The organism is Streptomyces roseoverticillatus (assembly GCF_000719265.1).
GTDB lineage: Bacteria > Actinomycetota > Actinomycetes > Streptomycetales > Streptomycetaceae > Streptomyces > Streptomyces roseoverticillatus.
In genome coordinates, this window is sequence record NZ_JOFL01000022.1 from 68,198 (window position 1) to 94,864 (window position 26,667).

Consider the following 26,667-nt stretch of genomic DNA (forward strand, 5'->3'; position numbering starts at 1 on the left):
ATCCTCAAGCCGCCACCCCCGCCCGGCCGTTCATCCGGCTCTCCGCCCGGTCGTCCAGAGCCCCCGCTTTGCGCATCGCGCGCGTGAAGCCCGCCAGCTGGTCGGCCAGTTCCTCGCATCGGGCATGCACCGGTCCGGCCTCGTCCAGCGTCCGCCGCCCGTCCGCGAAGTCCCCCGCGGAGCCCCCCGTAAAGTCCGCGGTCACCGTGCTGACCTGCAGCGGCACCGCCCAGCCGCCGAGCGCCTTCACCACCTGCCGCAGCTGCTCGCAGGCGGTGGCCGAGCCGCGCGGCCCGCCCGCGTGCGACACCAGGGCCACGGCCCGGCCCTCGAAGGCGTCGCGCGGCAGCAGGTCGACGGCGCTCTTGAGCAGCCCCGAGTACCCCGAGTGGTAGACGGGCGTCCCCAGGACCAGCGCGTCGCTCGCACGCACCGCATCGATGAACTCGCGCGCCCGCGCCACGGGGTGGGGCTCGGCGCTCCAGTAGTGGCCGGGGTGGCTGGGCGGCAGGCCGAGCTCGGCGAGGTCCGCCAGGGAGGTCTCGGAGCCGCGCCGCTCCAGCAGGCGGCCGACGTGGGCGACCAGCGCCCGGGTATGGGACCCGCGGCTCGGGCTCCCGGCCACGCACAGCGTACGGAAACGGATCACGCGGCACCCTCCGCGGCGTCCGTGGCATCCGCGCCGTCCTCGACCGTCACCTGTACGAGGGCGTGCGCTTCTTCCGCCGCCTTCCTCGCCCCGGCCGCCGTGGCGGCCGTCGTGATGAGGAAGCCGAGCCGGTCGAAGTTGTTCCGGGCCGGGCGCACCGGCTGCCCGGGGCGCGCGTGCAGCATCACCTCGGCCGTCCCGGGGGTGCCGCGTGCCGCCTTCACGTCGATGCCGGCGAGCACGCCGGGCGCCGGGGCGGTGATCGCCCGGATGCAGCCCGCGCCGCGCGCCGGGGAGGGCGACGGGCTGCCGCCCAGGGCGAGTTCGATGACGTCGTGGTAGACGTTCCGGCCCAGCACGTAGTTGATCATCGTGGGGACGTAGCCGCCGATGAGCCGGCCGTTGATCTCGATGATCTGCGGGCCGTCCGGCCCGAGGACCACCTCGGTGTGGGTGTGCGCGCGCCGGACACCGGCGGCGGCGAGCGCGTCGGCGACCACGCGCACGACGGCGTCGCGGACGTCGTCGTCCAGCTCGGCGGGGAAGCAGCCGCCCAGCTCGACCGGGTGCGGCGCGGGGGCCAGCATGCGATCCACGCAGCCGTACGGGGTGCTGGTGCCGTCGACGGTCACCATCTCGCAGCTGACGACCGGGCCCGGCACGTACGCCTCCAGCAGGGCCACGCCGCTGCCGGCGACACCGCGCCCGTACGAGCGCGCCCCGGCGATGGCCCCGGCCAGCCCGGCCACCTCGGCGGCGTCGTTCGCGACGCCGACGTGGAGGGAGCCGAAGCCGTCGGCCGGCTTGACCACGACGGGGTAGCCGAGCTCCCCGGCCGCGGCCACGGCCTCCTCGGGCGTCCCGGCCCGCCGGAACGCGGGCTGCGGGACGCCCGCGGCGGCCAGGAGCCCGCGCACGGCGTGCTTGTCGCGCAGCCGCCGCATCACCGCCGCGCTCTCGAAGGGCAGGCCGAGCGCCTCGGCGACCTCGGCCGTGGCCGGCAGGTGGCCCTCGCTGAGGGCGAGCAGGCCGTGCACGGGGTGCTTGCGGTGCAGCGCGCCGATGACGTCGAGCAGGCCGCCCGGGTCCGTGGTGGGGACCCCGGTCAGCAGGCGGGTCGGCGTCCGCAGCGCCTCCTCGCCGCCCTCCGCGGCGAGGTACGGATCGAGGGAGTGGGCCACGAAGGTCACGTCGTGGCCGAGCGCGCGGGCCTCGGCCACGATCTTGAACCCGGCCGTGGGGGTCGTCTCGACGAGGACCAGGTGCGCGGGAGATTTCCTCATCGTCCGAGCTGCTCCCATTCCTCGGGCGTCCCGGCGTCGGGGAACACGGTGACGACCGTCGCCGACGGCGGCAGCGCGGCGGCGACCTCCTTGGCGGCCAGCCAGTTGGCGGCGGCCGAGCTGCCGATCCGGAGGCCGGTGAGGTCGTGGAACTCCCCCATGGCGGCGAAGGCGCGCGGGTACGAGACGGTGCGCTGCTCGGTCTCGTCGTCGTACAGCGTCACGAACGGCTGCCTGATCCCGTGGCCCATGCCGCCCGACCCGGCGTACTTCCGCTGCCCGTTGGGCGGCTCCTCGCTGCCGTAGGGCAGCTCGGCGGGCGTGACGCCGACGGCCCGCACGGCGGGGAACCGGGCGCGCAGGGCGCGCAGCACGCCGATCAGCGTGCCGCCGGTGCCGATCGAGGCCACCCAGGCGTCGGGGACGCGGCCACCGAGCTGCGCGATCAGCTCGGCGCCGGTGGTGCGCTCCTGCAGCAGCACGTTGGCGGGGTTGCGGTGCTGGTAGAGCAGGGTCCACCCGGGCTCGGCGGCGGCGATGCGCAGGGCCTCGCGGACGACTTCGAGGAAGCCGCGCTCCTTGTCCACCAGGTCCACGCGGGCGCCGCGCTCGGCGAGCGCGCCGAGGAGGCTGCGGGGGCTCGCCGAGGAGAGGACGAAGCGGGCGGGGACGCCCAGGTCGGCGCAGAGGCGGGAGAGGGCGTTCGCGAGGCTGCCGCCGGAGTACTCCAGGACGCGGAGCTCGCCGGGCGGGCGGTCGCCGTGCTGCTGCAGGGCGCTGCCGAGCAGGGCGTGGGCGACGCGGTCCTTGATGGAGCCGGCCGGGTTCTCCCACTCGCACTTGGCGAGCACGGTGGCGCCGCCGGGGACGCCCGGCACTTCGATGAGGGACGTGTTGCCGAGCTCCTGGCCGAACTTCGCGTACGCGGGGTGCCGTTCGGCCACGGCCGCGGTGTCCACCGCGGCGCGGGCGGGGTCCAGACTGCCGGGTGGGTAGGGCGCTTCGAGTGGTTCGGGGCGGGGGGCGGGGTGAGAGGAATACGTGTTGTTTCCGGCCTGATGCACCGTCAGCCTCCCTGAGCGATTTACGCGTTCATATGCACGTTCCAAGGCAGCGCGATCACCCTAGGTGAAGGAATGCTCACATCAACGGGGGATGTGACGTCCCTCACTTCTCGATCCGGAAGATGACTTATTACTTCCTCCGGGGGAGCCGTGTCGGGGCAGGTGGGAATATGAATCGGACGCGCAACTTCCGCTACGCTGAGGGTAGTTAAGAAGGGCCGCTGCGGAATTCCGCCGACTCACCGGCCGTGAATTCCGGCCAGCGCCGCCGTATTCCGATGTTTACGCCACGGGTATCGGCGCGCCGTTCACCCGATCCGGCCGGCGAAATCCGGCCGGATCGGCCGCCTGACGCCGCGCTGAAGCCGAACGGATCGGCATAGCCCACCCGGCGCACCACGAACGCCGACGCCGCGCCCGCAGCGGCGCGAAGCCCCCTCACTCCTCACCGACGGTGCCGCACGGCCCTGAGCCCGGCTCACCACCGCCGGACAGGCCGTCGCCGGTTGCGCGCCGCCGCGGCGGAGGGAAAAGGGCCGGCCCCAGCCGAAACACTCCCGCCGCAGCGGCGCGAAGCCCCCACGGCCCTCACCGGCGGTGCCGTGCCCACCCGAGTCCCAGCTCGCCGTCAATACGAAGGCGCGCCGCTCACCGCCATCAGCAACGCGTTCCAGCGCGCCGCACGCGCCCGCGCCGCACGTGCCGCCAGCTCGCGCGTCGTCGGGGCGTAGGGCGCCCCGAGGATCTCCAGGGAGTCCAGGACGCGCGCAGCGGCGCGGCCCCGGCCGGTGACGGCGTCGCCGCGCGGGTTGCCGCGCTCGGCGACGGCCTCCAGCGTCGCGGGGCCCAGCGTCGTGATCGCGCCGCGGACGACGAGCCCGTCCACGTACCGCGTGCCGGGCGGGCCCGGCGTGCGATCGGTGGTGTCCGTCCAGCGCACCCGGTGCGGGCGCGCGCCGAGCGTGGCGAGCTCGCGCCAGTCCGGCCCGGCCAGCAGCTGCTCGTGGCGGTGGAAGACGAGCCGCGCGGAGGCGAGGGCGGCCTCGCCGCGCATCATCCGGGCCGCCTCCGAGGGGGAGAGCCGCAGCCGCTCGTCGAAGGCGGCGTCCACGGGCGCCAGCGGCACGGAGACGACGGCCCGGATGGCGGAGAGGTCGCGCCCCGCGCGGTGGGCGCGGCGCAGGCCGTCCAGCCAGGCGGCGGCCGCCCGGCCGTAGTGGGCGGGCGACAGCACGGGCCCGAGGTCCACGCCGATGCCCTCGGCGAGGCAGTCCGCGGCCACGGCGAGCCCCTCGGGCCCGGCGGGCAGGGCGACGAGCGCGTTGGGCCGGTCGACGGCCCGCGCGAGGCGCAGTGCGGTGGCCGTGTCGGCGGCGGGGCCGGCTTCCAGGGTGACGTGCCCGTCCCGGCCGCCGGTCCGCTCGTGGACGGGCAGCAGCACGTCACACGCGCGCCGCCCCTCCGCGGCGAGCAGCGCCTCGGCCGCCGGCCCGGCCTCGGACACGGGCCGCACGGGCCGCGCCGACTGCCCCGGTCCGGCAGGCCGTCCGGCGCGCCGGGCCAGGGACCGGGTGAGGGGCTCGGGCCCGAGGGCCAGCCCGGTGATCAGCCCGTCGTCCACGAGCCGGGCCAGCCGTCGCGGGTTGGGCTCCTGCCACTCGGCACCGTCCAGCCAGCGCGACACGCCCTGGTCCGCCAGCAGGCTGATGATGCCCGCGCCGCACACCTCGTCACTCCCCTTGCCCTGTCCATGCGAGCGCCCCGCCACTCGACGCACGCCGCGGCATCCTCGGCGGAAATGCCGTACGAGTCAAGGAAGCTGACGGTGCGTCGTCTGAATTCGCCGGACGGAACGGCGCCCCGGGGCACCCCGGACACGCAGAACACCCCTCCGTCCGCGTTTCCACGGGCGAAGGGGTGTTCGCTGGCGGTAGCGGTGGGATTTGAACCCACGGTGGAGTTGCCCCCACACACGCTTTCGAGGCGTGCTCCTTAGGCCGCTCGGACACGCTACCGAGAGAGAGCTTAGCGGACGGTGGGCCGTGCTCTGAAATCGGTACGGGGGCGAACCGGTGTGACGCTCCTCATGAAAGCGCCGCAAGGGCGCCGGAAGGGCGCCCGGAGCCGCTCACCGGGAACGGAAGAAGTCGGTGAGGAGCGCGGCGCACTCCCCGGCGAGGACGCCCTGGATGACCTCGGGCCGGTGGTTGAGCCGGCGGTCGCGGAGGACGTCCCAGAGGGAGCCGGCCGCCCCGGCCTTCTCGTCGACGGCGCCGTAGACGACGCGGTCGACGCGCGAGAGGACGATCGCACCCGCACACATTGTGCACGGCTCCAGCGTCACGACCAGCGTGCAGCCCGCGAGGCGCCACTCGCCGACGGCCCGCGCCGCCTCGCGCAGGGCGAGGACCTCGGCGTGGCCGGTCGGGTCGCCGGTGGCCTCGCGTTCGTTGCGGCCGCGGCCGATGACGGAGCCGTCCGGGCCCAGCACGACGGCCCCGACCGGCACGTCGCCGGTGGCGGGGGCCCGTACGGCCTCGTCCAGGGCGGCCCGCATGGGGGCGAGCCACGGGGCGCGTACGGGGTCGTGGTCGGTCGGCTCGCGGACGGCTTCGTTCATGGCACCAGTGTGGGCGAACGGGGCCCGGCGGCCGTCAGCGGACGGCCTCCAGGACCTCCGTGCAGCCGAGGGCGTCGGCGATCTCGCCGAGCGCGTCCCGTTCGAGGGCGAGCAGTTCTTTCGCGCCCACGCCGAGGTCGGAGAGGATCTCGGTGTCGCCGAGCGGGCCGGCCGGCACCACCTCCGCGGCAGCGTCCTCCTCGGCCTCGTTCTCCACGGCGTCGGGCTCGCCGTCCTCCGTCCCGTCCAGGTCGAGGTCGTCGAGCTCGTCGGCTTCGGTGTCGTCGCGGCCGATCAGCTCGTCCACGAGCATGGCGCCGTACGAGCTGCGGCCCGCGGTGACGGCGTTCGAGACGAAGACGCGCGGGTCGTCCTCTCCGTCCACGCGGACGACGCCGAACCAGGAATCCTCCTGCTCGATGAACGCCAGGACCGTGTCGTCCTCCACCGCGGCCTCCCGGGCCAGGTCGGCGAGGTCGCTCAGGGTTTCCACGTCGTCGAGTTCTGTGTCGCTCGCTTGCCATCCGTCTTCGGTGCGCGCGAGCAGTGCGGCGAAGTACACCGTGACTCTCCCACTGGTCATAGGCGGTGCCGGGCCGGACGGGGACCACCCCGCCCACTCGGAATCGTGGCAGAAACCTCGCCGTTGCGAGAGGTCTTCCGCGCTGCGTCGTGCAGCAGTCCGAAGAGATGTGCCTCACGCGGCGCCGCCGGGCCGCCGTCCGGGCGGTGCGGCACGTGCCGGTCACCCCCTGAGCAGCCCGCGGATCACCACCGGAAGGTCCTCATCCGCATCTGCTGGCGCATCCGGGCCGCCCGGGCCCGGCGCGGCTGCACGCGGTCGCGGAGCTCCTTCGCCTCGTTCAGCTCGCGCAGGAACTGCGCGCGTCTGCGGCGGCGGTCCGCCTCGTCCTCGGCCTCGGGGGCGGTTTCCGGTTCGGATGCGGATCCGGGCGCGTACGCGCCGGGCTTCGTGTCGGGCTTCTCGGGGGCGTCTTCAGCCATGGCAGGACCACCTCGTGCCGAGTACTTCGCCGGCCACGTCCGGAGCGACAGACCGGGCGTACGTGCCCACTTTCCCCCTAAGTGGTGGTTTGATGCCAGTGCGGCGACAGACCGTCGCGGACCTGCGGCGGGCCGTCGAACGCCGCACGGCGGCCGCCGGGGGCCGAAAGCTCGGTTAATGTCGATGTCATGCGGATCCACGTCGTCGACCACCCCCTGGTGGCGCACAAGCTCACCACCCTGCGCGACAAGCGCACCGACTCCCCCACCTTCCGGCGTCTCTCCGACGAGCTGGTCACCCTGCTCGCCTACGAGGCCACGCGCGACGTGCGCACGGAGCAGGTGGACATCGAGTCCCCGGTCACGGCGACCACCGGCGTCAAGCTCTCCCACCCGCGCCCGCTGGTGGTGCCGATCCTGCGCGCCGGCCTCGGCATGCTCGACGGCATGGTCCGGCTGCTGCCGACCGCCGAGGTGGGCTTCCTGGGCATGATCCGCAATGAGGAGACCCTCAAGGCGGAGACGTACGCCACGCGCATGCCCGACGACCTCTCGGGCCGCCAGGTCTACGTCCTGGACCCGATGCTGGCGACCGGCGGCACGCTGGTCGCCGCGATCAACGAGCTGATCGCGCGCGGCGCCGACGACGTCACCGCGATCTGCCTGCTGGCCGCACCGGAGGGCGTCGAGGTCATGGAGCGCGAGCTGTCCGGCGCGCCGGTGACCGTCGTCACCGCCTCCATCGACGAGCGCCTCAACGAGAACGGCTACATCGTCCCGGGCCTGGGCGACGCGGGCGACCGCATGTACGGCACCGCGGGCTAGCCGCCGGCTCTCATGACGAACGCGCCGGCTGCGGCGGGCCGGCATTCCGCCGGCCCCTGCCCGTAGTCGCTCCCCCAGCTACTGCTGGGAGGCGCCCCCCAGCCGTTGCGGCGGGCAGTTTTCCCCGCCGCAACGGCGAGAGGCTATGACGGCGCAGTGCGGCGGTGCCGAACCACCGCAGCCGTCATTTCCCTCAGCACTTCGACGGCCTCGGCGCCGGCGACGCCGCCCTCGACGGCGGCGCCGAGGAGGGCGACCCCGAAGGCGCCGGTCCCTCGCCCGGTTCGACGCCCATGTCGGTCAGGGCGCGGTCGGCGTCCTTCCGCGCCGTGAGCTCCTTGAACTCGTTGCCGATGACCAGGTCGACGTCCTCGTCGGTGTCGCGCTGGTCGTTCTTGATCTCGGCCCCGGCCATCTGGGTGCCGATGACCCGCAGCGCCCCCTCCGCGGCCGTCGGCGCACCGATCAGCAGGCCGACCCGCTCGACCTTCTTGTCGTAGAGGGCGGGGGCGTTCCCCACTTTGCCGATCCTGAAGCCGCGGCTCCGGAGCTCGTCCGCGGTGATCTTGGCGAGTCCGCCGCGCGGAGTCGCGTTGTAGATGTTGACGGTGATGTCGGACGGGCGGGGCAGCGGTTTCGACTCCGCCTCCTCGTCCGCGGCCGCCTTGCAGTCGCCGTCCTTCGCCCCTTTCCCGCCCCTCGCTCCCGCACCGTGGGCCTGTGTCTCGCTCGGGCCCCCGGTGAAGACGTCGACGAGCTGGAAGGTCCCCCATCCGGCCAGGGCGAGCGCGGCGGACGAGGAGACTGCGGCGAGCACGATCCTGCGGCGGTTTCTGGGGCGGCGCATGTGCGGGAATCGCTTGCCCGTAATGCGGTATCTGCCGCCCATGCCGGGAGGGGTGAGCATGCTCATGGGCGCAGCGTAGTGCGGGGCGGGACCGCTGCCTACTAAATGATCAATGGGTTCGCGCGGCCCACCCGAAAGGCCGAACAACGGCCGGAAAGAGCCTCCGGTCAGCCCAGTTCGAGCACGCGTGCGTGCAGCACCTGGCGCTGCTGGAGCGCGGCCCGCACGGCGCGGTGCAGGCCGTCCTCGAGGTAGAGGTCGCCGTGCCACTTCACGACGTGGGCGAAGAGGTCGCCGTAGAAGGTCGAGTCCTCGGCCAGCAGGGTTTCCAGGTCGAGCTGCTGCTTGGTGGTCACCAGCTGGTCGAGCCGCACCGGGCGCGGGGCGACGTCCGCCCACTGCCGGGTGCTCTCCCGGCCGTGGTCGGGGTACGGCCGCCCGTTTCCGATGCGCTTGAAGATCACACGGAAAGCCTACCGGGCGACAGGCTCCCGGCGCAGCCACGGCACGGCAGCGCGAAGGCGACAATCGGCCGCATATCAGGAGCAGCGGGGGCGGCCCACGGCACCGAAACGGTGCGTGCACCGTGCAGGAGATCCGTCGTCCACAGGCTGGGGACGTCAGCCGTGCGGCGGTACGAGGACGACCCCCGCGTACTCGGTCTCCGACTCCGTACGGTTCGCGTAGGAGTGGGGGTGGTCGCCCGCCATGCGTAGTCCGTACCCCTGCGGAAGGACGACCTCCTGTGCGCCGGCCGTGACGGTGAGGGTGCCGCGCAGGACGTGGAGGAGCTCGACCGTGCCGCGGACGTGGGCCTCGCTGTGGTGCTCCTCGCCGGGGGCGAGCCGCCAGTGCCACAGCTCGGCGCCCACGGGCGGGGCGGCGCCGGTGACGAGCAGGCCGCGGCCGCCGTCCGGGCCGGTCCACAGGACGGGCTGGTCCGCGGGCGGGGTGGGCTGCAGGAGGGGCTCGGCGGGCTGCCGGAGCAGCGTGGTCAGGGGGACGCCGAAGGCGTCGCAGAGGCGCACGAGGGTGGCGAGGTTCGGGTTGGAGCGGGCGTTCTCCAGGGCGACGAGCATGCCCTTGCTGACGCGGGCCCGGGCGGCGAGGGCGTCGAGGCTCCAGCCCCGCTCCTTGCGCAGGGCCCGCACCCGGGCGGCGACGGCCTCCATGACGGCCCGGTCGTCGCCGGATTCCGCCTCAGTGTCATTCCCACTCATGCCGGTCATCTTCGCGCCTCCGCCGCTCCGGTCATTTGATGCTACCGTCCAGGGCAGTAAAACGACTACATGCACAGGAACAGGCACAGGAGAGCGACGTGAACCCGGACCAGGAGCTCGATCTCGAAGCGGTGGCCGCGAGCGTGCGCGTGGACGAGGCCGTCCGCGCGCTGCGGCCCGACTTCGCCGTGCTGGTGATCGCGGCCGACGGGCTGCCCGCGGGGCCCACCGACGACTGGTCGCGCGGCCTGCTCGCGGAGGCCGCGGCGACCGCCGAGGGGCTCGACGTCACCGCCGACCCCCACGTCGCGGCCTGGCGGGCGGCGTACGGGGCGTTCGGCGCCAAGCCCGGCCGCACGCGCAACAGCGCCGAGGCCCTGATCCGCCGCGCCCCCGCGGGCCTGCCCGAGGTCAACCTCCTGGTCGACGTCTACAACGCCGTGTCCGTCGCGCACCGCCTGCCGGTCGGCGGCGAGGACCTGGCCGCGTACGCGGGCGCGCCGCGCCTGGTGCGCGCCACGGGCGACGAGGTGTTCGACACGGTGGTCGGCGGCGCGCCCGCCACGGAGCACCCCGAGCCCGGCGAGGTGATCTGGCGCGACGACCTGGGCGTCACCTGCCGCCGCTGGAACCACCGCCAGTGCGTGCGCACCCGCATCACCGAGAAGTCGGCGAGCGCCCTGTTCCTGCTGGAGCGGCTCGACCCGATGCCGCTCGGCGCGCTCGACGCCGCGGCCGCCGACCTCCTCGCCCGGCTGCGCGAGCGCGCGCCCGGGCTGCGCGCGGCCTCCCGCCTGGTCCGCTGACAGCGGGCCGCCGCGCCGGGGGCGGGGCCCGCCCGGGTCAGCCCTTCTTCTTCGCCGGCCGGATGGTGGCCTTCTCGGCCGCCGCCCGCTTGGCGGCGGCCTTCATCTCCTGCTTGTGCGCCCGCACCTTCGCCAGCGACTCGGGGCCGGTGATGTCCGCCACCGACCGGTAGGAGCCCTCCTCCCCGTAGGCGCCGGCCGCCTCGCGCCAGCCCTCCGGCGCGACCCCGAGCTGCTTGCCCAGCAGCGCGAGGAAGATCCGGGCCTTCTGCTCGCCGAAGCCGGGCAGCTCCTTGAGCCGCGCGAGCAGCTCCGCCCCGGTATCCGCGCCGGCCCACACAGCGCTCGCCTCGCCGCCGTAGTGCTCCACCAGGTACTGGCAGAGCTGCTGGACGCGCTTGGCCATCGAGCCGGGGTAGCGGTGCACCGCAGGCTTCTCCGACAGCAGCCCGGCGAACGCGTCGGGGTCGTAGGCGGCGATCTCGTACGCGTCGAGGTCGTCGCGTCCCATGCGCTGCGCGATGGCGTACGGGCCGGAGAACGCCCACTCCATGGGGATCTGCTGGTCCAGCAGCATCCCGACCAGCGCGGCGAGCGGGCTGCGGCCGAGCAGGGCGTCGGCCTCGGGCTGCTGTGCGAGGTGCAGGGTGATGTCCATGCCTCGATGATCGCCCCGGGGGGCGCGTGCGGGAGGGAGCCGGTGCCCGGGGTGTCACCCCTCCGCCGGCCGCGCGCACGCCATGGGCGAACGGGTGAACCCCGGGGCGGGGCGCCTTGCGCGCGTCCCGCGTGACACCGCGTGAGGCCCGTCCGGGCGCGCGCACCGGTACGTGAGCGTCCGCGCGCCGCGTGCCCCGCCACCCACTCCGGGGCGCCGCTCAGCGCGTCATCCCCCTCTGTGCGGGAGCGGCGGAAGTGCACGACCGTGGAGTGGGCGGGACACAGTGCCCTGCAGTGCCAAGCCGTGCACAGCGGAACAGGGGGACCGCAATGGAGAGCACGCACGACCCGATCACGCCGGCGACCGACCACTCCGCGACCGTCCAGCGCTCCCGCACCGTCAAGCGCCCTTACGTGGAACCGCAGATCGACGAGCTCGGCACCGTCGAGCACCTCACTGCCCACGGCGGCATCCTCCTTCCCGACTCGCCGAACAGCCGCACGCTCCTCTGACCCGCGCACCCGCCGCTCCGGCCCGCGCCGGGGCGGCACCGGACCGTACGGACGTCCGGTCCCCGCGCGAGCGACGCCGGAAGGGGAAGCCATGGAGACCGAGCCCGTTCCCGGCGGCGGCCGTTCCGGCGGCCCTCCCGTCGGCGACTACCTGGGCTGCTACGGGCGCGTCCCGTTCGGCGGTCACGCGCCCCGCATCTCGTACGTCAGCGCGCCCTTCGGCCGGCGCCCCGCCTGGTCGGACCCCGGCCGCCACCTCGTCCAGTGGGCGGCCCCGGGGACCCCGCGGGTCCCGTACCCCTCCGAGCGGGAGAGGCTGCTCCTGACGGGCGTCGTCCGGGGCCCTGTGACGCCCGCGTGGGTGCACCGCCTCACCCACATCCTCAAGGAGGGCCGGCACGCCGAACTGGCCCGCATGCCCGGCGCGCTGTCCGGCGCGCTCGTCGCCGACCACCGGGTGTTCCTCTTCCGCAGCGCCACCAGCGAGGAGGCCCTGCACTACCGCCGCTCCCGGGACCTGCTGCGCTTCTCCACGGACCCGGCCGACCTCCTCGACGGGCCCGGCGAGTTCGGCCGCGAGGAGGTGTGGCGCGCCTGCCGCGGCGACATGGTCTTCGTCTACCCCGGCATCGCGCGCGTGCCGCCCGGCACGGTCGTCACCCTCGAACGCGGCTCCGCGACCACCGCCGCGTACGACCCCGTGACCCCGCTGGACCTGCCCCCGCGCACGACCATGACGGAGTTCGCGGAGGCCGCCTGGGAGCTCGTGGTGGAGGCCGTGCGCCCGTACGCGGGCCGCGGCCGGACCGGCATCCTGCTCAGCGGCGGCCTGGACTCCGCGGCCGTCCTCGCGGCGCTCGTGGAGTGCGGCGCGGACGCCGTCGCCTACCACTACGCCACGCGCGACCCGCTGGCCGACGAATCGGCGTACGCCCGGGCCGTCTGCGACCACCTGGGGGTGCCGTTCGTCCCCGTCCCCACGGACCACGGCGCGGGATACCTGGACGAGCGCTGGCAGTTCCCCCACCCGTACAACCACCTGGCCTACCGGTGGCTGGAGCAGATGGCCGAGCGCGTCGCCCAGGACGGCATCACGTTCCTGGCCTGGGGCCGCGAGGGCGACCGCATCTTCGGCCCCGCCCGCTACGGCCTGCACGACGTCCTCACCGGCGACCTGCCCGCGCGCGAGAAGGCCACGCTCTGCCGGGGCCTGCTGACCTCGCGCTGGGAGCTCCCCCGCATCCTGCGCAGCGCCTCGCCCCGCACCTCCCTGCTCGACGACCTCGTGCCCGCCGGCGGCGCCGTACGCCCCGCCGACTTCCTCACTCCCCTCCCCGGCGCACCGGCGGACGTCTTCGACACCGCCCACGCACCGCAGGAGCACTGCGCGAACCTCACCGTCTGGCGGCCCCGCGGCATCCAGCTGTGCAACCCCCTCGGCAGCAAGGGGCTGCGGAGCCTGGCTGCCCGGCTGCCGCACGCGTACCGCCTCCTGCCGCACCAGGGGCGGCTGATCACCAAACCGGTGCTCCGCCTGATGCTCTCCGGGCGGTTCCCCGACGCCGTGTGGCGCCGCCACGGCCGGCTGTGGCTCGGCTCCCCGCACAAGGACTACGTCCTGCGTCACCCCCACGTGTTCGCCGGTCTGCTCGGCCGCCCGGACGCCCACCTCGTCCGCCTGGGCGTCGTCGACCCCGGGCGGCTCGCGCACGTGCTGGCCGAACCGGCGCGGCTGCGCCTCAACGCCGAGAGCCTGATCGGCACCGCCATGACCGAGCTGTTCCTGCGCAGCGACGCGCGGCGGACGCCGCCCGGCCCGAGGGGACGGACCACATGCCGCTGATCGGACTGGCCCGGCACGTCGTCTTCGACGACACGGACGGCGCGGGCGTCATCCTCGACACCCGCCGCGGCGTCTACCTGTCCCTCAACGTCACCGCCACCCACATGCTGCGCACCGCCCTGGCCTGCGACTCCGTGGCGGCGGCCGTCGCCCGCCTGCGCGAGGACTTCGACGCGGACGAGGAGACGCTGGCCGCCGGACTGGCCGGACTCACCGCCCGGCTGGGCGAGCACGCACTGCTGGAGAAGGACGGAAGCACCGCCGCCCCGCGCCGGCGGGGCCGCCGGAGGGAGGGCCGGTGAGCACGCACACGGACTGGGAGTTCTTCCTGGACGACCCCGGAGGGGGCGCGCCGGCCCCCGCCGTCCCGCACCGGCTGCGGGCCGCCGCCCTGCTGCGCACGGCCCGGGCGCTGTGGCTCTTCCGGCGGCGCGGCTGGCGCGGCGCGTGCCCGTACCTGTGCCGGATCCGGCCCGTGCGGGGCTCGGCGGCGCTGTCCGGGCTGCCGCCCGCGACCGCGGTCCGGCTGGCCCGCAGGGAGATCCTCGCCGCCCAGCTGGTGCTGCGCGCGATGCTGCCCAACGGGCTCTGCCTGCCGCGGTCGTTGGCCCTGACCGCGTACCTGTGCGCGCTCGGCCTGCCCGCCCGGATGACGGTGGCCCGGGGCCGCGCCCTGTCCACCCCGGCGAACGCCTTCCACTCGTGGACCGAGCTCCACGGGGCGGTCCTGACCGACAACCCGGACGTACGGCTGGGGTACACGGTCCTGCAGCGGGTCCCGTGATCCACAGGCCCTTGTCCGCGCCGATCGATTGTTCTAGCGTGATACGAACAAAGTGATCCGGCTGGATCCGGGGGGGGTGGGTGACGTGACGGTCTGGAGCCGTACGGTCGTGGCGGGTTGGCTGGTGGCCCTGGGGGTGGTCTCCGCGGTGGGGTTCGTCGTGGCGGGACTGCTGGTGGACGGTCAGCTTCCGTTGTTCCTGTGGCTGCTGGTGGCCTCGGCGGCCCTGGTGATCACCGGGGCGGTCCGGGTCACCGTGACGGACCGGGACGTGACCGTGCACGCGGTCGTGCTCCCCCTCGTCCGGCGCCGGATACCGCACTCCCGCATACGGGAGGCGTCGGCGAGGCTGTCCCGGCCGATGGAGCTCGGCGGCTGGGGTTACCGCTGGATGCCCGGGCAGACCTCGGTCTCGCTGCGCGCCGGAGACGCCCTGTGGCTGGAGCTGACGTCCGGAAAGTTCTTCGTCGTCACGGTCGACGACGCGGGGGAAGCGGCGGAGCTCGTGAACGGTTACGTCGCACAGGGAGCTTCACGGTGACCAGAACCCTCACCCGTACCCCGGCCGGCAAGGCCGTGGACGTCTACGGACCGCCCGGCGGCGGAATCGCGCCCACCGTCCTGCTCTGGCACGGCATGGGGCCGGACGAGCGGGACATCATGCGGCCCGTGGCGGAAGCGGCCGCCGCGCAAGGGGTCGTGGTCCTCGTCCCGGACTGGCGCTCCGACGCGCCCGACCGCGGGGCGGCACACCTGCTGGACTCGCTGGCGTTCGCGCGGGAGCGGGCGGCGGACTTCGGCGGGGACCCCGGCAGGCTCGTGGTGGCGGGCTGGTCGGCGGGCGCGGGAGCGGCCGTCGCGACGGCGCTGCGGCCCGGCCTCCTCGGCGGCCCGCAGCCGGTGGCCGTGGTGGGCATAGCGGGCCGGTACGACGTCCCCGCCCGGACCACGGGTTCGGTCCCGGTGGAGGACCTCATGGAGGACCTCGCGCACGCGGCGCCCGTGCCGGTGCTGCTGGTGCACGGCACCGAGGACGACCAGGTGGACGTCCGCAGCAGCAGGGAGTTCGCCGCCGCGCTCCGCACGCACGGCCTGCCCGTACGGCTGGAGGAACCGGCGACGGACCACGCCGGGGTCCTCATGAGCGCGTACGACCCGGAGCTCGGCCGGCTTCGCGCGAGCGGCGCCGGGCACGCCCTGGAGGGCGGCCGGACCACGGCCCGGGTGCTGGCCGGGGCGGCGAAGGGGATCGCGGCGCCCTGACCTCGCGGGGGCGCCCTGACCTCGCGGGGCCCTCCTCAGGCGACGCTCCCGTCCCGCTTCCCTCAGGCAACGCTCCCGCCCCGCGGCCCGGCCTCGTCCGTTGGCGCGAACTCCGTCTGTACGAGTTGCGCGGACGGCACGGCCGGAACAGATGGAGCAGCCGGGACGGGCGGGAAGGCGTCCATGATGTCGAAGGCCGCGTCCACCCCCGACACCCGCATCACGCGCGACACGCGCGGCGCCCCCCGCACCAGCCGCAGCCGCCCGCCGCGGCAGAGCATGCGGTGCCGGGCTCTGATCAGCAGGCGGAGCCCGCTCGCGTCCAGGAAGGACACCCGGCGGAGGTCGATCACGATGTCGGCGCGGCCCCGCTCGGTCAGCGCGTCCACGCGCGGCCCGAGCTCCTGCTCCGCCAAGATGTCCAGCTCACCGTGCAGTTCAATGATGATCGCGCCGCACGCCACGCGCTCCCGCATGGCGAAGGCGGGCTCTTGCGCGCCCATGTCGCCCCTCACCGACCTCCCTCGGCCACTCACTCCCGGCACCGCGCATCCGCCGGTTGCCGGATACCTTTCTGGTGCCCCCGCAGTAGGCCGATCTCACCTTCGACGCAAAGCTGTCATCTCGCGTACAGGCGCGCCGCACGGGGCGCACGCGGGCGCGGGCGCTCGAAGGAGGAAGTCCGGGGGAGAGCAGAGGGAGAAGTGCAGGTCGGGGGAAGCGGCATCGGGGGGACAGCCGCTTCCCCCGGCGGGGGCACGGCCTCCAAGTACGGGCCGCAGTCGGGGGGAAGTCGCGGCCCGGACCCCGCAGTGAGGCCATGTCCCTGCCCGGCGGATTCCTGCCAGATCCGGTACGGGCACTCCCTATCCTCCGCCCCGCCGCATGCCGCCCCGTACGGCGAAGGGCCCGGCTTGACGGGCCTTTGGTCCTTAAAGGCTGCGTGAGGGAGCGGGCACGTTCCCGGCATTCGGGCAAACGTACGGTTAGACTCCGCCACCGGAGAGGGGATCACGGGGATCACCGGGGAGGGAGTGCGCCGTGGAGAAGGCGAAGAAGATCACGCTCTGGGTACTCGGCGTTTTCGTGGCGTACACAATCATCCACTCCCCCAAGCGGTCGGCGGAGCTCGTCCAGATAGGGTTCGAGGGCATCTCGGACGCCGCCAAGAGCGTCGGCGAGTTCATGACCCAGCTGATCAGCTGACCGACCCGGCGTGGAGGCACTGCCGTGATTCGTCATCTCGTCCTGTTCAAGCTCAACGAGGGCGTCACGCGCGACGACCCGCGCGTCGCCGCCGGAGTACAGGCGTTCGAGGAGCTGGGGAAGCAGATCCCGGAGCTCCGCTTCTGGGAGTGCGCCTGGAACATCTCCGACCGGCCGATCGCCTACGACTTCGCCATCAACTCGGCCGTCGACGACGCCGAGGCGCTCCAGCGCTATCTGGACCACCCGGCGCATCAGGCGGGTGTCGCGCAGTGGCGCGAATTCGCCACTTGGGTGATCGCCGACTACCCCTTCTGAGCGCCCGCAGCGCACGGCCCCTCGCCACCTTGGCGAGGGGCCGTTTTTATGGTCAACACGATGTTATGGGGTTCTTGCACACAGTGCACATGTCTTGTGATGCTATGACCGCTTTTGCCGGATGAGTTGACCATGAAGGGTGGCAGAACCGTGTCGGCCCGAACCGTCCCCGAAGCCCCCTTCCAGGAAACCCCTGCTCAGGCCCTCGGCCCGGGCGCCGGGACCACGAACGCGACGCCCGCCGACCCGGCACCGGACCCGGAACCCGGATCCGGCCATGACCACGGCCATGGCCACGGCACCAGCACCAGCACCCAGGAGCCTCTCGCCGACGCCTCCGGCACCTCCGACGCCCCCGAGGCCGCCGAAACCGCCGAAGCCGCCGACCCCGATCACCCCAGGAGCCGCGGAGCGGACGCCAGGGCGCTCACCCAGGTGCTCTTCAAGGAGTTCATCGCCCTGGAGCCCGGCACGCCCGAGCACGCCCGGGTGCGGGCCGCGCTCATCGAGGCCAACCTCCCCCTCGTCCGCTACGCCGCCGCCCGCTTCCGCAGCCGCAACGAACCCATGGAGGACGTGATCCAGGTCGGCACGATCGGCCTGATCAACGCCATCGACCGGTTCGACCCGGACCGCGGGGTGCAGTTCCCGACCTTCGCGATGCCGACCGTGGTCGGCGAGATCAAGCGGTACTTCCGCGACAACGTCCGCACCGTGCACGTGCCGCGCCGGCTCCACGAGCTGTGGGTGCAGGTCAACGGCGCCAGCGAGGACCTGACCGTGCTGCACGGCCGCACGCCCACAACCGCCGAGATCGCCGAGCGGCTGCGGATCCCCGAGGACGAGGTGCTGGCCTGCATCGAGGCCGGGCGCTCGTACCACGCCACCTCGCTGGAGGCCGCGCAGGAGGGCGACGGGCTGCCCGGCCTGCTGGACCGGCTCGGCTACGAGGACCCCGCCCTGGCCGGGGTCGAACACCGGGACCTCGTGCGCCACCTGCTCGTACAGCTGCCGGAGCGCGAGCAGCGCATTCTGCTGCTCCGCTATTACAGCAATCTGACGCAGTCGCAGATCAGCGCGGAGCTGGGCGTCTCCCAGATGCACGTATCCCGGCTGCTCTCCCGGAGCTTCGCCCGGCTGCGTTCCGCAAATCGAATCGAAGCCTAACTCTCACGGGTGACCCCCTCCTCATACGAGGCGGCAGATATGTCGACTTGACGCTACAGCGCGTTGCCGACATGTGACATTCTGCAGGAACTGCGTTTGCCACAGCGCGGCCTCCGGTATTCAGGTGGGGGCCAACCCCTCGTGCGAGGGGCACCGCTGTGACCCGTCCGCGACCTCAAGGGGGTGGCATGTCCGTAGACCTGGGCAGCGCGAAGGTGCTCGCCACCGACGCACCGCACGCCGTGCTCGACGACTGCGAAACCATCGACACTCGCACCCTCTCCCGCTCACTCTTCCTGCGCCTGGCCGCCCTCGAGCGGGACAGCGCGGAGCGCGCTTACGTCCGCGACACCCTGATCGAGCTCAACCTCCCCCTCGTGCGCTACGCGGCCGCCCGCTTCCGCAGCCGCAACGAGCCCATGGAGGACATCGTCCAGGTCGGCACGATCGGCCTGATCAAGGCGATCGACCGGTTCGACTGCGAACGGGGGGTGGAGTTCCCGACCTTCGCCATGCCGACGGTCGTGGGCGAGATCAAGCGGTTCTTCCGGGACACGAGTTGGTCGGTGCGCGTGCCGCGCCGGCTGCAGGAGCTGCGCCTCGCCCTCACCAAGGCCAGCGACGAGCTCGCACAGAAGCTCGACCGCTCGCCGACCGTCCCCGAACTGGCCCTGTGCCTGGGCGTCTCCGAGGACGACGTCGTCGACGGCCTGGCCGTGGGCAACGCCTACACCGCCAGCTCGCTCGACTCGCCCTCCCCCGAGGACGACGGCGGCGAGGGCTCCCTGGCGGACCGGCTCGGCTACGAGGACAGCGCGCTGGAGGGCGTGGAGTACCGCGAGTCACTCAAACCCCTGCTGGCCAAACTGCCACCGCGGGAGCGGCAGATCATCATGCTGCGGTTCTTCGCCAACATGACGCAGTCCCAGATCGGCGAGGAGGTCGGCATCTCCCAGATGCACGTGTCCCGGCTCCTGACCAGGACGCTGTCGCAGCTCCGCGAGGGCCTCATCGCGGACTAGGCCCACCGTCACGGGGGATCTCGAAGGATCTCAAGACATCAAGGGATCAAGGGATCAAGGGACCCATGGGTCTCACGGGGGATCTCACGGGGGACCATCCACCACACGGCGAATCGCACGGGGGATCGCCGGCCTCTACCGCCCGTACCGCCCGACTCTGTACTCCTGACTGACCGTCAGCCACACTGGGCCGATGCGCCGGAAGACGATCGTCTCCGCATCCGCCTCAGCCGCGGCGGCCGCACTCGCCCTGGGAGCCGTTCTCGCAGGTTGCGGTGGCACCGACCGCGACGCCTACGTCGCCTCCGAGGCAGCAGGCCCCGGCTCGTCCTCCCACCCGGTGGGCGGAGCCGTTCCGCCCGAAAAGGGCGTCGAGCTGCACTCCCTGCCCGCGGCACCATCCGGCCGCACATCGGGCTCTCCCGGCCCGGGCCGCTCCCGGCCCCCGGCCTCCGCACCGCCCGCACCCTCTTCGCCGTCCTCGCCGCCCTCGTCGTCGAGGTCGCAGTCTCCGGCAGGCACCGGCAGCGACGCGCCGTCCGCAGGCCGCGGCACGGATCCCCGTACCGGCGCCCGGACTCCATCCCTCCCCCCGCGCTCCGGCCCCGCACGGCCCTCGGCGCCCGCGACCACCCCGTCGTCCCCCGGACAGCCTTCACGGCCGCCCGGCGAAAGCGGCCGGCCACCCGCGCCGGCCCGGCTCGACGCCGGCACACCGCGCCGGTCGGCGGACGACGAGGCCCGGCGCTGGTGCGAGAAGGTGACCGTGCCGCTCGCCAACTCCGGAGGCAGCCCCGTCACCGCGGGCACCGTCACCTTCGGCACGCACGTGATCGACCTGCTCGGCATCGACTGGGCCACGCTCACCTCGTCGCAGCCGCTCCCGGTGCCGATCGAGGCGGGCGCGGCGGTCGAGGCGACGTGGACCGTGTGCGTCGACGCCTGGCGCGTGCCGTGGGGCATGCACGTCGAGACGCGCGACGTGAAGGTGGAATGGGGCTAGCGCCGCGGCGGCTACGGCCGCGGCCGCCTCTCACGGACTCAGCCGAGCGCGAGCCACACCACGGCCGCGACGACCACGACGGCCGCGATCACTCCGGCGATCAGGCCGACGCGGGGACCGGACGACCGGGCGGGAGCCGGCGCCGCGCGCCTGCTGCCCGCGGGGCTGCCCTGGCCCTCGTCGACGAAGGCGCGGAACATCTGCGTGCTGCCCGCGGGGTCGTAGCTCTCGGGGTTCTGCTGATGGGGGTTGGCCATAGGCCAGGACCCTAGCGAAGGAGGGAGGGGTGGTGCGCAGCGCCCCGCCTTGCCGAGGCACTCCGTCCGCTTCGCGCCCTACCTGCGGTTTTACGGGGACCTGTGGATCCTTGGCCCTACCTTTACCCAGGGAAACCTCTTTTCGCTTGCCTGCAGCAACCAAATTCTGGTTACATCGTTGCCCTAAGCAACTGAAGGTGGGGAGGGCGGCGCATGGCCGAGCAGGAGCAGTACGAAGAGCTCGCCCGGCAGCTCAGCGCCGTCGCCGCCGTCCGGCGCGACCTCGCCCGCGTACTCCCGGCGGACTGCTCGCCGGCCGCGGCCGTCGTGCTGACGATGCTGCGGCAGTACGGCGAGATGCGCATGGGCAAGCTGGCCGAACTGCTGCTGATCGACATGTCGGTGACCAGCCGGCACGTCGCGTACGCGGAGGCCCGGGGCTGGCTCGAACGGCACCCCGACCCCGCGGACCGGCGGTCCCGGCTGCTGCGCATCAGCCCCGCCGGCGAAGCCCTGCTCCGGCAGGTCTCCGGGCGCTACACCGAGGCGCTCGCGACCTGCCTGCGGGACTGGTCGTCGGAGGACGTCGGCCGGCTGATCGAGCTGCTCGGCCGGTTCCGCAACAGCTTCGACGGCTGCCGGACCCGTACGTGACCGCACACGGGCGCCCGCAGGCGCGGACCACCCGCACACAGCGGACCACCCGCACGTAGACGCACACCACACGCCACACTCGCACTGCAAAGGAACTCAATGGCTACGACCACACCGGCCGGTGTGGGGGGCGGCCACGCCAAACACGGCGGCCAGGACGGCGGCGCCCCCATGACTCACCGGCAGATCATGGAGGCGCTGTCCGGGCTGCTGCTCGGCATGTTCGTCGCCATCCTGTCCTCGACGATCGTCTCCAACGCGCTGCCGGAGATCATCTCCGACCTGCACGGCAGCCAGTCCTCCTACACCTGGGTCGTCACGGCCTCGCTCCTGGCGATGACCGCGTCCACCCCGCTGTGGGGCAAGCTCTCCGACCTGTTCAGCAAGAAGCTGCTGGTCCAGATAGCCCTGATCGTCTACGTCGCGGGCTCGGTCGTGGCCGGCCTCTCCCAGAACACCGGCACGCTCATCGCCTGCCGCGCCATTCAGGGCATCGGCGTCGGCGGCCTGTCCGCCCTGGCGCAGATCATCATGGCGGCGATGATCTCCCCGCGGGAGCGCGGCCGTTACAGCGGCTACCTCGGCGCGACCTTCGCCGTCGCGACGGTCGGCGGCCCGCTGCTCGGCGGCGTCATCACCGACACCGACTGGCTCGGCTGGCGCTGGTGCTTCTACGTCGGCGTGCCGTTCGCCGTGATCGCGCTGATCGTGCTGCAGAAGACGCTGAAGCTCCCCGTGGTGAAGCGGGACGTGAAGGTCGACTGGCTGGGCGCGTTCTTCATCAGCGCCTCGGTCACCCTGCTGCTGGTGTGGGTCACGCTCGCGGGCAAGAACTACGACTGGATCTCCTGGCAGACCTACGCCATGGTCGGCGGCTCGATCGCGCTCGGCGCGATCTTCGTCCTCGTCGAGTCCAAGGCCTCCGAACCGATCATTCCGCTGCGGCTGTTCCGCAACAAGACGATCACCCTGTCCTCGGCGGCGAGCCTCTTCGTCGGCGTCGCGATGTTCAGCGGCACGGTCTTCTTCTCGCAGTACTTCCAGCTGGCGCGCGGCAAGTCGCCGACGATGTCCGGCGTAATGACCATCCCGATGATCACCGGCCTGTTCCTGTCGTCGACGATCTCCGGCCAGATCATCACCAAGACCGGCCGCTGGAAGGCCTGGCTGGTCAGCGGCGGCGTGCTGCTCACGGCGGGCCTCGGCCTGCTCGGCACGATGCGGTACGACACCCCGTACTGGCACCTGGCGGTCTACATGGCGCTGGTCGGCCTCGGCATGGGCATGATGATGCAGAACCTCGTGCTCTGCACGCAGAACCAGGTCGCGCCGAAGGACCTCGGCGCCGCGAGCTCCGTCGTCACCTTCTTCCGCTCCCTCGGCGGCGCGGTGGGCGTCTCGGCGCTCGGCGCGGTGCTCGGGCACCGGGTCACGGACTACGTCAAGGACGGCATCGCCGCGCTCGGCCCGCAGGCCGCGGCCGCCGCGGCCAAGAGCGGCGGCTCCGGCGGCGGCATCCCCAAGCTGGACGCGATGCCCGCGCCGCTGCGCACGGTCGTCGAGAGCGCCTACGGGCACGGTGTGGGCGACGTGTTCCTCTACGCGGCGCCGTGCGCGCTGCTGGCCTTCGTGCTGACGCTGTTCATCAAGGAGGTCGCGCTGCAGGGGCGGTCCGGAGCGGCCGCTGCCGCCGGCGCCTCCTCCGGCTCCGAAGAGAAGGAGACCGCCCCGCAGGGCGGCTGACAGACCCCGTCGGGCCGGGGCGCGGAATCGAGCGGAGACGCGCCCCCGGCCGGACGGCACCGGGACCTGAACGGCATGAACGGTCCCGGGGACGGGCCCCGGTGGTGGCGCGCGCGAAGGCAGGGGACGGCCTGCGCGCCACCGCCGGGGCTTCGTTGTGCCCGGGTCGGCTTTGCGCGGTCAGTCGGGGCGGGTCAGCTGGGGCGGTCCCGCATGACCTCGATGCCGGCGATCACGACGTCCAGGGCGTACTCGAAGTCGCGGTGCCGCATCTCCGCGACGCCCCCCTGCTTGCCCCAGTTCTCGGTGACCTCGGCGGCCTCCCGGTAGTTCTCCGTCCACTCGGGGCTGGCCGAGACCACGTTCATGACGTCCCGGAAGTACTCGTCCTCGCTGACGCCCGCGGCCCGGCAGCGCTCCTTGTACAGGCCCTCGATCGTGCAGAAGCCGTAGACGAACTGGAAGACGGCCGCGAGCGCGCCCGTGATCCGGTCCTGGGGGATGCCGCTGCGCGCCATCACCGCGATGGTGGCGTTCGAGAACGCCATCGAGCGGGGGCCGAGGTTGAGGTAGCGGCCGAGGAGGCGGGGGGCCCACGGGTGGGCGGCGAGGGTCATCCGGTACGCCTCGGCCAGGACGCGGAGCTGGTCGCGCCAGTCGGCGCTCTCGTCGGACAGGTCCGGGAGGCCCATCTCGCCGGCGATCTCGTCGAGGACGTACTCCAGGAGGTCGTCCTTGTTGTCGACGTACCAGTAGACCGACATGGCGGTCACGCCGAGTTCGGTGGCGAGCCGCCGCATGGAGAACTTCTCCAGGCCCTCGGCGTCGAGGAGGCGGATGGTCGCCGCGACGATCCGGTCGCGGTCGAGGTTGCCCTGGTCGTCCCCGCGCCGCGGGGCGGAGGCCGGCTTCCGGGCCAGCCACACACTGGTCCGCGGACCGCTCATCTGCTTACCGCCGCCCGCCATTGCCCTGTGCCTCCCTGTTCACGACCATACGCCCGAATGCTAGGCCCTCGGGCCTACGGCCCCGGGCCGCCCACCTCGCTCCGCGCGAAGCGGGTGGGCCCGGTGGGCCCGGGCCCACCCCTCGGCCGAGCAGGCGCCGGAGCCCCGAATCACGCCCGCCGCAGCGGCGAGCAACCACACACCCACCGAACCGGCGGTGCCGGACCCACCTCGGGCCAGTTCCGGCACCGCCGACCACCACCACGAGGGCTGATCGCCATCGCGGCGGACACGAAGAGCCCGCCGCCCCGGGCCCACCCCCGTCAGCTCAGCAGGGGCCGGAGCCCCGAGATCCCCCCGCCGCAACGGCGAGCAACCACACACCCACCGAACCGGCGGTGCCGGACCCACCTCGGTCCGGTTCCGGCACCGCCGACCACCACCACGAGGGCTGATCACCGCCGCGGCGGATACAAGAACCGGCGCCACCGGGGACTCGGGGCGGAGCCCCGGACAACCCCGCCGCGGGCGGACACGAAGAGCCCGCCGCCCCGGGCCCACCCCCGTCAGCTCAGCAGGGCCGGAGCCCCGAGATCCCCCCGCCGCAGCAGCGAGCAACCACAGCCCGCCTGACCGGCGGTGCCGGACCCACCTCGGTCCGGTTCCGGCACCGCCGACCACCGCCACGGGGCTGATCACCGCCGCGGCGGATACAAGAACCGGCGCCACCGGGGCGCGGCCCACCCCCGTCGGGCCCCGCCCCTCGGGTCGCCCCGGGGCCGCGCCCCGGACGCCCCCGCCCCGAGGGCTACTCCGACCGCTCCGCCCTCCGCAGGAGCACCGCCGCGGTGAGGCCGCCCGCCAGGACCGCCGCCGCGCCGACCAGCTGGCTGGTGTGCACACCCGTGGCGAACGCGTCCGCGATCACCGCGCGGTCCCCGGCCGTACGGGCATCCGAAAGCGCCGCCGGCAGCGACCCCGCCCCCGCGGCCACCGCAGGGACCAGCGCCGCGAAGCGCGAGTTGAGGACGGCGCCCAGCACCGCGACGCCGAGCCCGTTGCCGCACTCCTGGAGCGTGCCGTTGACTCCGGCGCCGACGCCCGCCTTCTCCGGCGGGATCGCGGACATGATCGCCGTGGCCATGGCGGGCATGGACAGGGCGATGCCGATGCCCATCAGCACGAGCCCGAAGAGCATCCCGCCGTACCCGTCGGCGCCCAGCACGGCGATCGCCGCGAGCCCCGCCGCGAGCAGTCCCATGCCGCCGGCGATGGCGACCGGGGTGCCGACCTTCGGCAGGAGCCGCGCGCCGACCCCGGTCAGGTTGAGGACGACGATGACGAGCGCCAGAGGTGACATCCGCAGACCGGTCTGCAGCGGGTCGTAGCCGAGCACGAGCTGCAGGTGCTGCGTGAGCAGGAAGAACGATCCGCCCATGCCGAAGGCGACGAGGATGGAGCCGGAGACCGCACCGACGAAGCGCCGGTTGCGGAAGAACGACATGTCGAGCATCGGGTAGGGCGCCCGCCGCTCCCACACCGCGAACGCGGCCAGCACCACCACGCCCACGCCCGCGGAGACCAGCACCCGCCCGGACGTCCAGCCGTGCTCCGGTCCGGAGATGATCGCGAAGGTGACCCCGGTCATGCCGATCGTGGACAGCAGCGCGCCGAGCAGGTCGGGCCGCTCACCGGCCGGGTTCTTGGACTCGGGCACCCACTTGAGGACGGCCAGCAGGCCGAGTAGCGCCACCGGCAGGTTGATCAGGAAGATCGAGCCCCACCAGAAGTGGTTGAGGAGCGCGCCGCCGATCAGCGGCCCGGCGGCGAAGCCGAGGGAGCTGACCGCGCCCCACAGCCCGATCGCCTTCGTCCGCTCCTCCTCGTCGAAGACCTGGACGACGACGGCGAGCGTGGTGGTCATCAGGAGCGCACCGCCGATGCCCATGCCGGCCCGCGCGGCGATCAGCTGACCGGTCGTCTCGGACAGGGCCCCGCCGAGCGAGCCGATCCCGAAGAGCGCGAGCCCTATGGCGAGCAGCTTCTTGCGCCCGTAGCGGTCGGCGGCGCTGCCCGCGGTGAGCAGCAGTCCGGCCTGGACCAGCGAGTACGCGTTGATCATCCACTGGACGTCGGACGTCGCGGCTCCCATCTCCTCGGTGAGGGAGGGGATGGCGACGGTGAGCACGGTGTTGTCGAGCAGCACGGTGAGCTGGGCGAGGCAGATCACGCCGAGCACCAGCCAGCGCGTGGGGTTGCGCTGCGGCAGCTCCTCCGCGGCGCTTGGTGATTCCTTGGTCGGCGCAGTCATGCGAGATCCCCCTTGTACGGTGTACGACTCCCTGTCGTCGTACACCGTACAAGAGCTCCTCTACGCCGTACAAGGCGTTTTTTCTACGCTCCCTCCACCGGCCGCGTCAGGTCGTAGAGCGTCACCCCGCCGACCGTGACCTTCGTGAAGTGCGCCGCCACCCACGCGGCGATCCCGGCCGAGGCGGACTCTGTGCCTCCGCGCCCGCCGCCGCGCATCTCGCCGCCGCCCGAAGCGATGAAGTAGTGCACCTTCCCGGCCTTCACGTACGCCTCGAACTGCCGCGGCGTCGGCGACGGATCGCTCCCGTTGAAGCCGCCGACCGCCATCACCGGCACCTGGGTGGCGAGCTGGTAGCTCGCCGCGTTCTGCGAGCCGACCGCGGCCGCCGCCCACCGGTACTCCGACGCGTCCTTCTTCACCGCGGCCGCGGCGGCGGCGCTCACGCGCTGACCACCGAGGAGGCCACCCATGCCGCCGCCGGCAGCACGCTCACCGCGCGGCGCCTTCCCCATGGGCCCTGCAGATCCGCCAGGCCCACCCGGCCCGCGCCCACCCGGCGCCCCCCACGGCCCACGCCCCCGGGCCGCCCCCCCCGCCCCGCCGGCCTTCTCGTCCCCCCCCGCCGGCCGCATGCCGCCGGCGCCGCCGCCGAAG

General features: G+C 73.4%; 30 protein-coding genes, 1 tRNA gene and 1 pseudogene. 15 read left to right on the top strand and 17 right to left on the bottom strand.

All coding sequences use genetic code 11. The features are described 5' to 3' along the window. Positions 1–4: 4 nt before the first annotated feature. From IF61_RS33535 to IF61_RS0125065, 8 genes are all read right to left on the bottom strand, one after another. Entirely contained in the window at positions 5–649 is a 645-nt protein-coding gene (locus tag IF61_RS33535) for an NADPH-dependent FMN reductase (RefSeq protein ID WP_052393008.1), read from the bottom strand. Next, on the bottom strand, positions 646–1,932 hold the full coding sequence (locus tag IF61_RS0125035; protein ID WP_030368787.1) for an ATP-grasp domain-containing protein: 1,287 nt from the start codon (positions 1,930–1,932) through the stop codon (positions 646–648). Before IF61_RS0125035 ends, IF61_RS33535 begins: the two co-directional genes overlap by 4 nt. After that, the gene (locus tag IF61_RS0125040) at positions 1,929–2,996 is read right to left on the bottom strand and encodes a PLP-dependent cysteine synthase family protein (RefSeq protein ID WP_211264932.1); all 1,068 of its coding nucleotides are present in this window, start codon (positions 2,994–2,996) and stop codon (positions 1,929–1,931) included. Before IF61_RS0125040 ends, IF61_RS0125035 begins: the two co-directional genes overlap by 4 nt. Before the next feature lie 628 nt (positions 2,997–3,624). Continuing rightward, positions 3,625–4,773 carry a transaldolase family protein gene (locus IF61_RS0125045; RefSeq protein WP_078660478.1) on the bottom strand — a complete coding sequence of 383 codons (1,149 nt, stop codon included), beginning with the start codon at positions 4,771–4,773 and terminating at the stop codon, positions 3,625–3,627. A 148-nt stretch (positions 4,774–4,921) separates the two neighbouring features. Beyond that, positions 4,922–5,011 (bottom strand) — tRNA-Ser (locus IF61_RS0125050). 113 nt (positions 5,012–5,124) lie between these two features. Then, positions 5,125–5,616, bottom strand: a complete 492-nt coding sequence (gene tadA, locus IF61_RS0125055) for a tRNA adenosine(34) deaminase TadA (RefSeq protein WP_052393010.1) — start codon at positions 5,614–5,616, stop codon at positions 5,125–5,127. 34 nt (positions 5,617–5,650) lie between these two features. Continuing rightward, positions 5,651–6,178 (bottom strand): tRNA adenosine deaminase-associated protein, encoded by a 528-nt coding sequence (locus IF61_RS0125060; RefSeq protein WP_030368791.1) that lies wholly within the window; start codon positions 6,176–6,178, stop codon positions 5,651–5,653. A 206-nt stretch (positions 6,179–6,384) separates the two neighbouring features. Continuing rightward, positions 6,385–6,621, bottom strand: a complete 237-nt coding sequence (locus IF61_RS0125065) for a hypothetical protein (protein ID WP_030368792.1) — start codon at positions 6,619–6,621, stop codon at positions 6,385–6,387. Between the two features lie 189 nt (positions 6,622–6,810). Between IF61_RS0125065 and upp the strand changes: the two genes are divergently transcribed. Continuing rightward, positions 6,811–7,446, top strand: a complete 636-nt coding sequence (upp, locus tag IF61_RS0125070; protein WP_030368793.1) for a uracil phosphoribosyltransferase — start codon at positions 6,811–6,813, stop codon at positions 7,444–7,446. A gap of 193 nt (positions 7,447–7,639) precedes the next feature. On the opposite strand, the gene IF61_RS0125075 is transcribed toward upp, so the two are convergent. The 3 genes from IF61_RS0125075 to IF61_RS0125085 form a co-directional block, all read right to left on the bottom strand. Next, positions 7,640–8,359 (bottom strand): LytR C-terminal domain-containing protein, encoded by a 720-nt coding sequence (locus IF61_RS0125075; protein WP_052393011.1) that lies wholly within the window; start codon positions 8,357–8,359, stop codon positions 7,640–7,642. 101 nt (positions 8,360–8,460) lie between these two features. Beyond that, entirely contained in the window at positions 8,461–8,757 is a 297-nt protein-coding gene (locus IF61_RS0125080) for a type II toxin-antitoxin system VapB family antitoxin (protein ID WP_030368795.1), read from the bottom strand. A gap of 156 nt (positions 8,758–8,913) precedes the next feature. Further along, complete coding sequence (locus IF61_RS0125085; RefSeq protein ID WP_052393020.1) at positions 8,914–9,513, bottom strand: helix-turn-helix domain-containing protein; 600 nt, start codon at positions 9,511–9,513, stop codon at positions 8,914–8,916. A gap of 98 nt (positions 9,514–9,611) precedes the next feature. On the opposite strand from IF61_RS0125085, the gene IF61_RS0125090 reads away from it, so the two are divergent. Next, complete coding sequence (locus IF61_RS0125090; protein ID WP_245684602.1) at positions 9,612–10,319, top strand: B3/B4 domain-containing protein; 708 nt, start codon at positions 9,612–9,614, stop codon at positions 10,317–10,319. A 37-nt stretch (positions 10,320–10,356) separates the two neighbouring features. Here IF61_RS0125090 and IF61_RS0125095 read toward each other — a convergent pair whose 3' ends face one another. Continuing rightward, positions 10,357–10,977, bottom strand: coding sequence for an HhH-GPD-type base excision DNA repair protein (locus tag IF61_RS0125095; RefSeq protein WP_030368798.1), 621 nt, complete (start codon positions 10,975–10,977; stop codon positions 10,357–10,359). Positions 10,978–11,309: 332 nt separating this feature from the next. On the opposite strand from IF61_RS0125095, the gene IF61_RS0125100 reads away from it, so the two are divergent. From IF61_RS0125100 to IF61_RS0125125, 6 genes are all read left to right on the top strand, one after another. Beyond that, positions 11,310–11,492: a hypothetical protein gene (locus IF61_RS0125100; protein WP_030368799.1), complete on the top strand. Its 183-nt coding sequence runs from the start codon at positions 11,310–11,312 to the stop codon at positions 11,490–11,492. Positions 11,493–11,583: 91 nt separating this feature from the next. Beyond that, positions 11,584–13,335 (top strand): asparagine synthase-related protein, encoded by a 1,752-nt coding sequence (locus IF61_RS0125105; protein WP_030368800.1) that lies wholly within the window; start codon positions 11,584–11,586, stop codon positions 13,333–13,335. Next, entirely contained in the window at positions 13,326–13,637 is a 312-nt protein-coding gene (locus tag IF61_RS35470) for a PqqD family protein (RefSeq protein ID WP_030368801.1), read from the top strand. Before IF61_RS0125105 ends, IF61_RS35470 begins: the two co-directional genes overlap by 10 nt. Continuing rightward, positions 13,634–14,119, top strand: a complete 486-nt coding sequence (locus tag IF61_RS0125115) for a lasso peptide biosynthesis protein (RefSeq protein WP_030368802.1) — start codon at positions 13,634–13,636, stop codon at positions 14,117–14,119. The genes IF61_RS35470 and IF61_RS0125115 overlap by 4 nt, the downstream gene beginning before the upstream one ends. 85 nt (positions 14,120–14,204) lie before the next feature. Further along, on the top strand, positions 14,205–14,660 hold the full coding sequence (locus IF61_RS0125120; RefSeq protein WP_157848659.1) for a hypothetical protein: 456 nt from the start codon (positions 14,205–14,207) through the stop codon (positions 14,658–14,660). After that, on the top strand, positions 14,657–15,382 hold the full coding sequence (locus IF61_RS0125125) for an alpha/beta hydrolase family protein (RefSeq protein ID WP_043190597.1): 726 nt from the start codon (positions 14,657–14,659) through the stop codon (positions 15,380–15,382). The genes IF61_RS0125120 and IF61_RS0125125 overlap by 4 nt, the downstream gene beginning before the upstream one ends. Positions 15,383–15,444: 62 nt before the next feature. Here the strand turns inward: IF61_RS0125125 and IF61_RS0125130 are convergent, their stop codons facing one another. Continuing rightward, positions 15,445–15,885, bottom strand: coding sequence for an STAS domain-containing protein (locus IF61_RS0125130; protein WP_157848660.1), 441 nt, complete (start codon positions 15,883–15,885; stop codon positions 15,445–15,447). A gap of 538 nt (positions 15,886–16,423) precedes the next feature. Between IF61_RS0125130 and IF61_RS36375 the strand changes: the two genes are divergently transcribed. From IF61_RS36375 to IF61_RS37125, 5 genes are all read left to right on the top strand, one after another. After that, complete coding sequence (locus IF61_RS36375) at positions 16,424–16,588, top strand: hypothetical protein (protein ID WP_169748845.1); 165 nt, start codon at positions 16,424–16,426, stop codon at positions 16,586–16,588. Between the two features lie 24 nt (positions 16,589–16,612). Then, on the top strand, positions 16,613–16,906 hold the full coding sequence (locus tag IF61_RS0125140) for a Dabb family protein (protein ID WP_030368806.1): 294 nt from the start codon (positions 16,613–16,615) through the stop codon (positions 16,904–16,906). 150 nt (positions 16,907–17,056) lie between these two features. Next, positions 17,057–18,073 carry an RNA polymerase sigma factor SigF gene (locus tag IF61_RS0125145; RefSeq protein ID WP_078660481.1) on the top strand — a complete coding sequence of 339 codons (1,017 nt, stop codon included), beginning with the start codon at positions 17,057–17,059 and terminating at the stop codon, positions 18,071–18,073. Between the two features lie 188 nt (positions 18,074–18,261). Beyond that, positions 18,262–19,095, top strand: coding sequence for an RNA polymerase sigma factor SigF (locus tag IF61_RS0125150; RefSeq protein ID WP_030368808.1), 834 nt, complete (start codon positions 18,262–18,264; stop codon positions 19,093–19,095). 766 nt (positions 19,096–19,861) lie between these two features. After that, a complete protein-coding gene (locus IF61_RS37125; RefSeq protein ID WP_245684603.1) occupies positions 19,862–20,098 on the top strand; it encodes a hypothetical protein in 237 nt (78 codons plus the stop codon). Positions 20,099–20,136: 38 nt separating this feature from the next. Here IF61_RS37125 and IF61_RS0125160 read toward each other — a convergent pair whose 3' ends face one another. Next, the gene (locus tag IF61_RS0125160; RefSeq protein ID WP_030368810.1) at positions 20,137–20,355 is read right to left on the bottom strand and encodes a hypothetical protein; all 219 of its coding nucleotides are present in this window, start codon (positions 20,353–20,355) and stop codon (positions 20,137–20,139) included. Between the two features lie 213 nt (positions 20,356–20,568). On the opposite strand from IF61_RS0125160, the gene IF61_RS0125165 reads away from it, so the two are divergent. Both IF61_RS0125165 and IF61_RS0125170 read left to right on the top strand, forming a co-directional pair. Next, positions 20,569–21,009 (top strand): MarR family winged helix-turn-helix transcriptional regulator, encoded by a 441-nt coding sequence (locus IF61_RS0125165; RefSeq protein WP_030368811.1) that lies wholly within the window; start codon positions 20,569–20,571, stop codon positions 21,007–21,009. Positions 21,010–21,180: 171 nt separating this feature from the next. Further along, a pseudogene (locus tag IF61_RS0125170) lies at positions 21,181–22,716 on the top strand (MDR family MFS transporter); the annotation flags it as partial. Positions 22,717–22,946: 230 nt separating this feature from the next. Here IF61_RS0125170 and IF61_RS0125175 read toward each other — a convergent pair. From IF61_RS0125175 to IF61_RS0125185, 3 genes are all read right to left on the bottom strand, one after another. Beyond that, positions 22,947–23,720: a TetR/AcrR family transcriptional regulator gene (locus IF61_RS0125175; RefSeq protein ID WP_052393014.1), complete on the bottom strand. Its 774-nt coding sequence runs from the start codon at positions 23,718–23,720 to the stop codon at positions 22,947–22,949. Between the two features lie 787 nt (positions 23,721–24,507). Further along, entirely contained in the window at positions 24,508–26,010 is a 1,503-nt protein-coding gene (locus tag IF61_RS0125180; protein WP_030368814.1) for an MFS transporter, read from the bottom strand. An 83-nt stretch (positions 26,011–26,093) separates the two neighbouring features. Beyond that, the gene (locus IF61_RS0125185) at positions 26,094–26,525 is read right to left on the bottom strand and encodes a mannosyltransferase YkcB-related protein (RefSeq protein WP_030368815.1); all 432 of its coding nucleotides are present in this window, start codon (positions 26,523–26,525) and stop codon (positions 26,094–26,096) included. Positions 26,526–26,667: the final 142 nt, after the last annotated feature.